The following is an 11,223-nucleotide window of genomic DNA, read 5'->3' as shown; positions in this document are numbered from 1 at the left end:
AATTCCCCGCCGCGCGGGGTCGCCGCGCGCCCGCGGCGCCAGCCGCACCGGCTGCGCTTCGCCTTGCAGCGCCCTGGCGCGCAGCTGCCCGCAGCCGCCATCCACGTCCTGACCGGCCGAGTCGCGCAGCTTGGTGAGCACGCCGCGCTGGTGCAGCTCAGCCGCGATGGCGCGCGCCCGCTCCCAGCTGGGGCGCTGGAAGGGCAGCTCGGGCACGCTGTTGTAGGGAATCATGTTGAGGATGCCGTACTTGCCCTTGAGCAGGCGCACGATGCCATCGAGCTCGTCGGGGCCATCGTTGATGCCTTCCAGCAAGGTCCATTGGTACTGGATCGGGTAGCCGCTGCTGCGCGCATAGTGCTCGCCGGCCGCCACCAACTCCTCGGGCGTGAGGCGCGGCGCGCGCGGCAGCAGGCGCTCGCGCAGCGCCGCCTTGCTGGTATGCAGCGAGAGCGCCAGCGCGGGTTTGACCACGCCTTGCGGCAAGCGCTCGAAGGCGCGCGGGTCGCCCACCGTGGAGAACACCAGGTTCTTGTGGCCGATATTGCCCAGCGTGCCCATCAGCTCGATGGCCTCCAGCACGTTGTCGAGGTTGTGCGAGGGCTCGCCCATGCCCATGAACACCACCTTCTTGACCGGCCGCTGCGTGCGCGCCAGCACCAGCTGGGCCAGCATCTCGCCGCTCGTGAGCTGGCGCAGCAGGCCGTCGCGCCCGGTCATGCAGAACTGGCAGCCCACCGCGCAACCCACCTGACTGGAGACGCACAGGCCCTCGCGCGGCAGCAGCACGCTTTCTACCGTCTGGCCATCGGCCAGGCCCACCAGCAGGCGCGCCGAACCGTCCTCGCCCGGGTGGCTGGAGACCAGCCTTGCCAGGCCCTGCAGCTCGGCATCCAGGGCGGGCAGGGCCTCGCGCAGGCGCAGCGGCAGAAAGTCCTCCAGCTTGCGGCGCCCGGCCTCATGGCCGCGGCCCAGCAGCCAGTCGCGCAGCACGCGCTGCTCGTGTTGGGGGTTGGCGCCCAGCGCGCGCAGGCGCTGGCGGAAGCTGCTGATTTGCATGGGGGGCGAAGTTTAGCCCTGCAGGGTGCGCCTGATCAGGCCTGGCAGCTCTTCCAGCGTGTTCTGCTTTTGCAGCACTGCGCGCGCGCCGACGCGCTGGGCCCCGGCCAGCAGCTCGTCGGTGATGAAGCCCGAGCTGATCAGCACCGGCAGGCCCGGGCGCAACTCGGCCACCAGTTCGGCCACCTCCAGGCCGGACATCTCGGGCATGTTGAAGTCGGTGATGAAGAGGTCCACGCCCTGCGCCTGGTCGGCCAGCAGGGTCAGCGCCTCGCCCGCCTGCTGGCAGCAGCTGACGCGGTAGCCGGCGCGCTTGAGCAGGCGCTCCACCATCAGCAGCATCACCTCGTCGTCGTCGAGGTAGAGCACATGCTCCTGGCCGCCACCATCCAGCACCGCGGCCTGGGAGCTGGGGGCCTCGTAATCGGCGGCCACCTCGTCCACCAGGGGCAGCAGAATGTGGAAGGTGGTGCCCTGGCCGAGCTGGCTGTCCACCGTGATGGCACCCTGGTGCGCGGCCACGATGCCATGCACCACCGCCAGACCCAGGCCGGTGCCCTGGCCCACCGGCTTGGTGGTGAAGAAGGGCTCGAAGATGCGCGCCTGCAGTTCCTCCGACATGCCGACGCCGGTGTCGGCCACCCACAGATGGGCGTAGTCGCCGCGCGGCAGCTGCGACAGGCGCGCATCGGCGTTGCCGCCCAGGTGCAGGCGCGCGCAGCCGACCGTGAGGCGCCCGGTGCTGCCCACCAGCGCGTGCCAGCCGTTGGTGCAGAGATTCATCAGCACCTGTTGCAGCTGGGTGGCATCGGCCGCGACCACCAGGGGCTCGTCGCTGAGCTGGGCGTCCAGGGCCACGCGGGCGGGCAGCGTGGCGCGCAGCAGGCTGAGGGTCTCCGCCACGATCGGGCGCAAGGGCTGGGCCAGCATCTGGTGCGGCTGGCGCCGGCTGAAGGCGAGGATTTGCTGCACCAGGCCGCGCGCGCGCACCGCCGCCTTGTTGATCTCGTCCAGGAAGCCGCGCACCGGATGGCTCTTGGGCACGTCCTGGCGCGCCATGCCCACATTGCCCAGGATGGCCGCGAGGATGTTGTTGAAGTCGTGCGCGATGCCGCCGGCCAGCGTGCCGATGGCCTCCATCTTCTGCGCCTCGCGCAGCTGCAGCTCCAGCTGGCGCAGCCGGCCCTCGGCGGCGCGTTGCTGGGTCACGTCCACCGGCGAGAAGATCAGGATGCGGCCCTCGTCGGACTCGAACACCTGGGCCGAGACCACGCAGCGCATGAATTCGCCGCGCTGGTTCACCAGCGTCACCTCGTACTCGCTGAGGCGGCCGTCGCGGTCCAGCAGCTCCAGATAGGGCTGGCGGTCCGCATAGTCGGCCCAGATGCCCAGCTGCAGCGGCGTGCGGCCGATGAAGTCCTCGGCCCGGTAAGCGAACAGCGTCAGAAAGGCCTCGTTGGCCTCGATGAAGCAATCGTCGGCCAGCCGCACCAGCGCCAGCGGCACGGGCGAATGCTGGAAGATGTTGGCGAACTTGGCCTGGCTCTGCTTGAGCGAGATGCGCGAGCTTTCGAGCCGACGGATATGGCGCAGCAGGAAGAAGCTCAGCAGGCCCACGAACAGCAGCATGGCGGCGCCGAAGGCGATGCGGTCGCGGCTGCGGATATGCCAGCCCGCCAGCACCTCGTCCATCGCACGCGCATAGATGGCGGTGAGCGGATAGCCCTCCACCTTCTTGTAGAAATACAGGCGCGGCGTGCGGCCCTCCTCGTCGAGGAAGTTGCTGCCCTCGAACATGCCTTCCTCGTCGGCGCCGCGCAGCCGCGCGAAGGTGGGCGAGGCCGAGACATCCAGACCCACATAACTGTCCTTGTGCGGGGTGCGCACGATCAGAAAACCCTCGTGCGACAGCAGCGAGACGAGGGCGTGGCTGTCTTCGGCGATGTGGCGGTAGAACTTGCTGAAATAGGCCACGCTGATGTCGGTGCTCAGCACGCCGTGGTACTCGCCGTCCGCGCTGGCGTAGTTGCGCGCCAGCGGCAGGATCAGCTCGCCGTCGTAGTAGCGCGGGAAGGGCCGGCCCAGCACCGGCGCCGATTGCAGCGGGTGCTTGAGCAGGTAGCCGATGTAGCCGCGGTCGTCGGCGTCGGTCTGGTAGGCCGGGTAGTCGGTCGTGCTGACCGCGGCCGCGCCCTGGGTGTTGACGAACTGGAAGGAGGTGAGGATGCGGTTGAAGGGCTGGGCGCGCGTCAGCACCGAACGTATCAGCGCGTCGCTGGCGGGCTGCTCGCGCCGCTCCAGCTCGATGGCGCGCATCAGTGAGTTGATATTGCCGTCGGCGTCGGTGAGGATCTGCTTGGCATGCTCCTCCAGCAGGCGCACCGCGGTGAGGCCATGCTCGCGCTCGGCCTGCAGCGTCATGGCCTGATCCTGGCGGATCGCCAGCCAGGTCTGCGCCACGATCGCCGCCATCATCAGCGCGGCGAACAACAGCAGCACCAGGCGCGCGCCGCGTGAACCCTCGTTCAGCGATTTCAGCAGGGGCGTCAGGGTCGGCATGCTAGCGATAGATGCCGGTGCCCAGGCACAGCTCGGGCAGCTCGGGCACGCGTTCCACATAGCCGCGCTTGGGCTCCACCTGCTTGGTGATGGGATGCGGCCATTTGTATAGCACCCAGCCCTTGCCCTCCTTGGTGTGGAAGCACAGGCGCACGAATTCGCGGATCAGGTAGAAGCCATCGGCGTCGCGCATCTCGATCATCACCTTGCCGCGGATCTTGGGATTCTTGCCATGCACCGCCTGGAAGCCGTCGGGCGCGACGCTGTAGAGGTAGAGATCGCCATGCGGGTTGATGGCGCTCCGGCTGTTGAAGGGGCTGTCGAGGCGGTTGAACTCGGCGGTGGCCTTGTCCAGGCCGTTGGCCTTCAGATAGGCCTGCGCCTGGCGCAGCAGCGCCAGCGCATCCTCCTCGCTGCTGGCACCCGGCGGCTGCGCGTTCGCGCCGGCCGCCAGCATGGCCAGGGCGAGGGCGCACATCGGCAGTTTCGGCATGGCGTTCACCTGTGGCGTGGCGATTGGGCGAATGGCGGACTCTTTTCCTGGTGTTAACCCTAGTTCCGGCTAAGCTTGCAGGCTTCGCGACTCGCCAGCCTGGCCACCCCATGATGCTATCCGATCACCGTGTGCAAAACAGTCAGTTACGTGGACGCCTGATGTCTGCCGAGGCCGCCGCCGCGCTGATCCCCTCGGGGGCCAATGTGGGTATGAGCGGCTTTACCGGTGCCGGCTATCCCAAGGCCGTGCCGCAGGCGTTGGCGGCCCGCATCGAGCGCGCGGCGGACGCCGGCGAGCCCTTCCGCATCGGCCTGTGGACCGGCGCCTCCACCGCCCCCGAGCTCGACGGCGCGCTGGCGCGCGTGCATGGCGTGCAGATGCGCCTGCCCTACCAGTCCGACCCCACCAGCCGCAAGCAGATCAATGCCGGCGAGATGGAGTACACCGACATCCACCTGAGCCATGTGGCCCAGTATGTCTGGTTCGGCTTTCTGGGCAAGCTGGACGTGGCGGTGATCGAGGTGGCGGGCGTGCTGCCCGATGGCCGCCTGATCCCCTCCACCTCGGTGGGCAACAACAAGACCTGGCTGGACCAGGCCGACAAGATCATTCTCGAGGTCAACTCGCTGCAGAGCCTGGGCCTGGCCGGCATGCACGACATCTACTACGGCACCGAGCTGCCGCCGCGGCGCGTGCCCATCCCGCTCACGCGCGTGTCCGACCGCATCGGCGAGCCCTATCTGCATTGCGATCTCAGCAAGGTGATCGCGGTGGTGGAAACGCGCCAGCCGGATCGCAACTCGGTCTATGCCGAGCCGGACGCCAACTCGCGCGCGATCGCCGCGCACCTGATCGAGTTCTTCCAGCAGGAGATCAAGCTGGGCCGGCTCACGTCCGATCTGCTGCCGCTGCAGTCGGGCGTGGGCAATGTCGCGAACGCCGTGCTGGCCGGCCTCAACGAGGGGCCGTTCGAGCATCTGACCGCCTATACCGAGGTGCTGCAGGACGGCATGCTGGCGATGCTGCAGTCCGGCAAGCTGGCGCGCGCCTCGGCCACCGCGCTCTCGCTGAGCCCGGCGGCGGCCGAGCTGTTCGAGCGCGAGATCGATTTCTTCAGCGAGCGCATCGTGCTGCGGCCGCAGGAGATCAGCAACCACCCCGAGGTGATACGGCGCCTCGGCCTGATCGCGATGAACTCGATGATCGAGGCCGACATCTACGGCAACGTCAACTCCACCCATGTGATGGGCAGCAGCATCATGAACGGCATCGGCGGCTCGGGCGACTTTGCGCGCAACGCCTATATGTCGATCTTCATGACACCGTCCACCGCCAAGGGCGGGGCGATCTCCTGCATCGTGCCGATGGTCTCGCATGTGGACCATACCGAGCACGATGTGCAGATCATCGTCACCGAGCAAGGCCTGGCCGATCTGCGCGGGCTCTCGCCCAAGGAGCGCGCGCGCGTCGTCATCGAGCGCTGCGCCCACCCCGACTACCGGCCCGCGCTGCTGGATTATTTCGAACGGGCCCGGCAGGGTGGTGGCGGCCAGCACACCCCGCATCTGCTCGACGAGGCTCTCGCCTGGCACAGCCGCTATCTGCGCGAAGGGCGCATGCTGCCGTGATTGTTCGCGACCGTCCCTCGGGCCTGCGCCTGTTCCTGGTGGTGCGGGGCTCCATCCTCAAGCAGATCCGCTGGGTGCTGTTGGTGAACGTGCTGGTCGCCGTGGCGGTGACCTGGTCGCATGGCGATCTGTTCAGCCACAAGATCACGCTCACCACCATTCCCTTCACCCTCATCGGCCTGCCGCTGGCGATCTTTCTGGGCTTTCGCAACAACGCCGCCTACGACCGCTACTGGGAGGCGCGCAAGCTCTGGGGCGAGCTGCTGCTGCGCAGCCGCAACCTGGCGCGGCAGACGCTGAGCCTGATCGACCTGCCCGACGGCCCGGCGCCAGATGCGCCGCCGCCGCGCGGCGATCTCGGCGATGTGCGCGTGCGCCTGCTGTACCGCATGATCGCGGTGGCGCAGGCGCTCAAGCACCAGCTGCGCGGCACGCGCGATGTGCAGGGCGAGGTGGCGGCGCTGCTGCGGCCCGAGGATGCGCACCGCGTCGCGGGACTGGCCAATCCGGCCGCGGCCCTGCTGCTGGAGGCGGGCGAAGACCTGCGGCGCTGCCGCCGGGCCGGCCAGCTGGACTCGGTGCGCGCCGCCGCCCTCGACGCCACGCTCTCGGCCATCAGCGCCGCCGCCGCGTCCTGCGAGCGCATCAAGAGCTCGCCGCTGCCCTTCTCCTACACCCTGCTGCTGCACCGCACCGCCTACCTCTACTGCTTTCTGCTGCCCTTCGGCCTGGTGGACAGCATCGGCTTCATGACGCCCTTCGTGGTGGGCATCGTGGCCTACACCTTCTTCGGCCTGGACGCGCTGGGCGACGAGATCGAGGAGCCCTTCGGCCTGCTGCCCAACGACCTGCCGCTGGACGCGATCTGCCGCGGCATCGAGATCGACCTGCGCCAGGCCCTGGGCGAGCGCGATACGCCGCCGCCGCTGCAGCCGGTGGACTATTGCCTGATGTGAGAATCGCCGCATGAGCAATTACGCAACAGGCCTGCAGCCACGCTGCTATGCCCTGGTGCCGGCGGCGGGCGTCGGTGCCCGATCCGGCGCCGCCGGCCCCAAGCAGTACGTCAGCCTGGGCGGCCGGCCCATGATGGCCCACACCCTGGCCGCGCTGCGCCGGGTGCCAGGTCTTGCCGCCACCCTGGTGGTGTTGTCGCCCGAGGACGATCAGTTCGAGACCCTGCTGCCCGAGTTCGAGGGCGAGACGGCCTGGGTGGCGCGCTGCGGTGGCGCCACGCGCGCCGACACCGTGGCCGCCGGCCTGCGCGAGCTGCAGGCGCGCGGCGCCCAGCCGCATGACTGGGTGCTGGTGCACGACGCCGCGCGCTGCCTGCTGCAGCCGGCCTGGGTCGAGCAGCTGATGGCCGCCTGCGCGGGCGACGAGGTGGGCGGCCTGCTGGCCCTGCCGCTGGCCGATACCCTGAAGGCGGAGCAGGGCGGGCGCGTGTCCGCCACGGTGGACCGGCAGGGCAAATGGGCGGCGCAGACGCCACAGATGTTCCGCCTGGGCCTGCTGCAGCCGGCGCTGGCCCATGCCGAGTCGGCCGGCGCGGCCGTCACCGACGAGGCCAGCGCCATCGAGGCCCTCGGCCATCGGCCCCTGCTGGTGGCCAGCAGCCTGGAGAACTTCAAGGTCACCTGGCCGGCGGATTTCGCGCTCGCCGAGCGCCTGCTGCGCAGCCGCGGCTGAATAGCGGCCGAAAAAAAAGCGGCTGTGCCGCCGCTTGAAATTGACCTGGCCCGCCGGCACTTCGCTGTCGATCCCGGGCCCCGGTTTTCTCCTCCTTAGAAGTGCACGCTGAGACCCAGCGAGAACATATTGACGCGGGTGCGCGGGCCTTCGCTGCCGGTCTTGGCGCGCAGCTGGTCCCAGTCGGCATTGAGCGACACGGACTTGCTGATCGCATAGGCAAAGCTGGTGCCCAGCACCGGCTGCACGCTGGACTGGCTGCTGCTGCTGCCGTCGCGCTGTGCCGTACCGCGCGCATAGGCGAGACCCAGCTTGCCCTTGAAGCTGAAGTCGCCGCTGTTGAGCGGCAGCACGCCCAGCAGGGCCACGCCCGAGCTGCGCAGGGTGCCGGCCTGGCCCTGGGCCGCGCCGACCTGGAAGGCCATGGCCTCGAAGCCGAACTGGCCGAAGGCATAGCCGCCGTAGACCTTGCCGCTGAGCTTGGCGCTGCGGTCGCAGGCCAGCGCCTGGTCGCAGCTCAGCTCGTAACGGCTGTAGACGCCCGCATTCGCGCCCGCATAAGGGCCCACCAGCACATCGGCCTCGGCGCGGCTCGTCATGAAGCAGGCCGCGACGATCGCCAGCAGCATGGTCAGGTGGGTTTGCAGTCGTCCGCTCATCTGTGCTCCCTGGCCGCCATGGGCCAACAGGGGCGCAGTGTTGCCGCTGCCGGCCGATCCGGCCAGCGGGCGCTGTGACGAACCGCCTTATGCCCCCGGCGGTACTAGGATTCGATACCAACACACCAGGGGTGAGCAGCGATGAGCGGTCCGGAAATGTTGATGCAGGTGCTGAAGGCCGAGATGCGCGCCGCCGGCGTGACCTACAAGACCCTGGCGCAGCGCCTGGGGATGAGCGAGTCCAGCATCAAGAGGGTGTTCTCGCAGGGTGATATGAGCCTGAGCCGGCTGGCCCAGGTCTGCAAGGCGGTGGGCGTGGCGCTGGAGGACGTGCTGCGCCAGGCCGCCGACGCGGTACCGCAGGCCGATACCCTCACGCTGGCGCAGGAGCGTTCGCTGGTGCAGGACCCGCATCTGCTGCTGGTGGCGATCTGTTGCCTGGGTCATTGGAGCGTGGCGCAGATGCTGGAGACCTACCGGCTCAGCGAGCCGCAGCTGATCGCCTGCCTGGTGAAGCTGGACCGGCTCTCGCTGATCGAGCTCAAGCCGCTCAACCGCTACCGGCTGCGCGTGTCGCTGGCGTTCCGCTGGCAGCCCGACGGGCCGGTGCAGCAGTTCTTCCGCAGCCATGTGGTGGACGACTATTTCGCCGGCCGCTTCGACGGCGCCGGCGAGACCCTGCTGTGCGTGCACGGCCGGCTCTCCGACCCCAGCGCCAAGGGCCTGGTGCAGAAGATCCATCAGCTGGCCGCCGAGCTGGCGCGCCTGCACCAGGACGATCAGCGCCTGCAGCCCGAGGCGCGCGATGGCTTCACCCTGCTGGTGGGCCTGCGCTCCTGGGAGTTCGCCGCCTTCACCGCGATGCGGCGCTAAGTGTCGCGGCACGGCCGCCGCGCTTACCAGATCGGGCCGAGGTAGAGGTAGAGCGAGGCGCCGCCGCCCTTGGTGCCGCCGGCGGCCAGGTAGAAGGGGCCGAAGCGCGTGTCCACCGCCAGGAAGCCACTGCCGGCGAGCTTCAGCTCGCCCAGGCGCGGCAGCGTGCGCTCCGGGCTCACGCCGCCCAGCTCCATCGAGAAACCGGCGCGCACCGCGCCGCCCAGGCCGATCGGCATATGGCCGATGCGGCGCGCCATCACCACGCGCGCGAGCGCGCTGCTGCGGCCGCTGAGCGATTGATCGGCCGTGCCCGAGAGGCGCAGGAAGCCGCCCAGCGGGCTGGTGCTGCCCAGGTCGGTGTGGCTCCACTCACCATACAGATGGCCCGCCCACAGCCCGGCGCGGAAGGCCGCCAGGCCCAGCGCACCGAATTGATGGGCCTGCTGCTCGGCGCGCCGGTAGCGCTGCCATTGCGCGTTCAGCAGCACGCCGCGGCTGGGGAAGCCGAGCGAATCCAGTGTGTCCACGCTGATCTGCGCGAACTGCTGCTGGAAGGTGGCGGTGGACTCGGGCAGGGCCGGGTCGGCCGGGATTTCCACATGCACCGAGCTGCGCGTGCGCGCCACGCCCAGCTCGACCTCGCCCCAGTTGCCCAGATTGCGGCCCAGCGCCAGGCTGGCGCTGCCCGAGCTGGAGGCCAGGCGCAGGGCGCGGCGGCCGTTGTCGAACAGGTCGCTGCCGCCGGCCTGGTAGGCCAGCGTGCCGCTGAGATGCCAGGGCGAGCCGGGGCCCAGCGGCTGCATCAGCTGCGTGCCCAGGCCGCGCTCGGCGCCGATGCGGCCGGTGCTGCGCAGCTCGGCGCCCCAGGCGTTCAGCCAGGTGGCCACATGCATGGCCACCAGCGAGAAGCGATTCGCGTCGGCGAAATTGCTGTAGAGCTCCAGCCCCAGACGCAGGCGGCTGCGCGCCCAGTCGGCCTCGGCCACATGCAGGGTGACATGGCGCTGGCCGTCGCGATCCTGCACCTGGCTGTCGACGCGCTCGAAGTCGCCGCTGCCATAGAGCTGGGCGGCGGCCTTGTTGATCTCGGCCTGGCTGATCGGCTGGCCGGCTTTGAGGTCCAGCTCATTGCGCAAGGCCTCGGGGTTGCTGCGCTGCGTGCCCGCGATGCTGAGGCTGGCCAGCGGCAGGGCCTTGGCGAGGTTGCCGGGGGCGCTGCGGCGCAGCCGTTCCAGCGCCGCATAGGCCTCGGGGCTCAGCGACAGCGCGCGCAGGCGTTCGTGCGCGGCCATGGCGGCGCGCTGGCCGGCGTCCAGCGCCTCGGCCTGGCGCGTGAAGTCCATGAAGCTGAGATTGCCCAGGTCGGGGTCGATCAGCACGTCCTGCGGCTGCAGCTGGCGCAGCGAGCGCTCGACGTTCTGGTTGGTGAGGATCTGCAGCATCTGGTTGGCCACGCCCACCGCGCTGGTGATCTCGCGCGCCTCCAGCAGCGGCGAACCCACGTTCACCGCGATGATCAGCTCGGCCCCCATCTTGCGCGCGATGTCGACGCCCAGATTGCGCACCAGGCCGCCGTCCACCACCGGCCGGCCGTTTACGCGCACCGGCGCGAACACGCCGGGCACCGCCATCGAGGCGCGCATCGCCAGGAACAGCGGTGTGTCCACCATCTCGATCAGCTCGCCATTCAGCAGATCGGTGGCGATGGCGCGAAAGGGCAGGCGCAGCTGGCTGATCGGCTGCTCGGCGATCTCGTCGGGCACCAGGCTTTCGAGCGTGAACTCGAGCGCGCTGTTGCCGGCCGCGGCGGGTGGCAGGCTGGCGCCGCTGGCCCGGCTCAGGCCCAGTTCCAGGCGCGAGGGCAGCAGCTGGTCCTCGATGCGGCGGCGCAGGGTCAGGTCTTGCCGCGGCGGGCGGTCGGCCAGGATGGCGTCCCAGTCGCTGCGCAGCACGAAGTCCTGCAGCTCGGCGGTACTGCGCCCGGAGGCATAGGCGCCGCCCACCACCGCCCCCATGCTGGTGCCCACCACCAGGTCCACCGGCACGCACAGCTCCTCCAGCACCTTGAGCACGCCGATATGCGCCAGCCCGCGGGCGCCGCCGCCCGAGAGCACCAGGCCGATCCTGGGGCGCTCCGGCCGCTCAAGCGCCTCGGGCGGTCCGGGCGGTTCGGCGCGCAGCGGCGCGGCCAGCAGCAGGGTCAGGAGCAGCAGGGGAAGGTGGCGTGGGCGTAAGGTCATGGAGGGCAGGGCGTCGC

9 protein-coding genes are annotated in these 11,223 nt (G+C 69.8%); 4 read left to right on the top strand and 5 right to left on the bottom strand.

Going from position 1 to position 11,223, the window contains the following annotated elements; all coding sequences use genetic code 11:
* The 3 genes from AC3WQY_RS07760 to AC3WQY_RS07750 form a co-directional block, all read right to left on the bottom strand.
* Positions 1-1,059, bottom strand: a 1,059-nt coding sequence (locus tag AC3WQY_RS07760) for an RNA methyltransferase (protein WP_492707196.1), incomplete at its 3' end; no start/stop codon positions are given.
* A 12-nt stretch (positions 1,060-1,071) separates the two neighbouring features.
* Positions 1,072-3,618, bottom strand: coding sequence for an ATP-binding protein (locus AC3WQY_RS07755; RefSeq protein WP_492707194.1), 2,547 nt, complete (start codon positions 3,616-3,618; stop codon positions 1,072-1,074).
* Position 3,619: 1 nt separating this feature from the next.
* Positions 3,620-4,111, bottom strand: a complete 492-nt coding sequence (locus AC3WQY_RS07750; protein WP_492707192.1) for a cache domain-containing protein — start codon at positions 4,109-4,111, stop codon at positions 3,620-3,622.
* Between the two features lie 110 nt (positions 4,112-4,221).
* Between AC3WQY_RS07750 and scpC the strand changes: the two genes are divergently transcribed.
* From scpC to ispD, 3 genes are read left to right on the top strand one after another with little or no spacing between them, the layout of a single operon-like run.
* On the top strand, positions 4,222-5,742 hold the full coding sequence (gene scpC, locus AC3WQY_RS07745; protein ID WP_285231516.1) for a succinyl-CoA:acetate CoA-transferase ScpC: 1,521 nt from the start codon (positions 4,222-4,224) through the stop codon (positions 5,740-5,742).
* Positions 5,739-6,698 (top strand): bestrophin family protein, encoded by a 960-nt coding sequence (locus AC3WQY_RS07740; protein WP_492707190.1) that lies wholly within the window; start codon positions 5,739-5,741, stop codon positions 6,696-6,698. The genes scpC and AC3WQY_RS07740 overlap by 4 nt, the downstream gene beginning before the upstream one ends.
* 10 nt (positions 6,699-6,708) lie before the next feature.
* Entirely contained in the window at positions 6,709-7,431 is a 723-nt protein-coding gene (gene ispD, locus AC3WQY_RS07735; RefSeq protein ID WP_492707188.1) for a 2-C-methyl-D-erythritol 4-phosphate cytidylyltransferase, read from the top strand.
* Between the two features lie 95 nt (positions 7,432-7,526).
* Here the strand turns inward: ispD and AC3WQY_RS07730 are convergent, their stop codons facing one another.
* Entirely contained in the window at positions 7,527-8,090 is a 564-nt protein-coding gene (locus AC3WQY_RS07730) for an outer membrane beta-barrel protein (protein ID WP_492707186.1), read from the bottom strand.
* A 141-nt stretch (positions 8,091-8,231) separates the two neighbouring features.
* Here AC3WQY_RS07730 and AC3WQY_RS07725 point away from each other — a divergent pair, with 141 nt between their 5' ends.
* Positions 8,232-8,963, top strand: coding sequence for a helix-turn-helix domain-containing protein (locus tag AC3WQY_RS07725; RefSeq protein WP_492707184.1), 732 nt, complete (start codon positions 8,232-8,234; stop codon positions 8,961-8,963).
* Positions 8,964-8,986: 23 nt separating this feature from the next.
* Here the strand turns inward: AC3WQY_RS07725 and AC3WQY_RS07720 are convergent, their stop codons facing one another.
* Entirely contained in the window at positions 8,987-11,206 is a 2,220-nt protein-coding gene (locus tag AC3WQY_RS07720) for a patatin-like phospholipase family protein (RefSeq protein ID WP_492707182.1), read from the bottom strand.
* Positions 11,207-11,223: the final 17 nt, after the last annotated feature.

This window comes from Roseateles sp. FW301-B2, from assembly GCF_058788955.1.
This window is presented reverse-complemented; position numbering and strand designations above follow the sequence as displayed.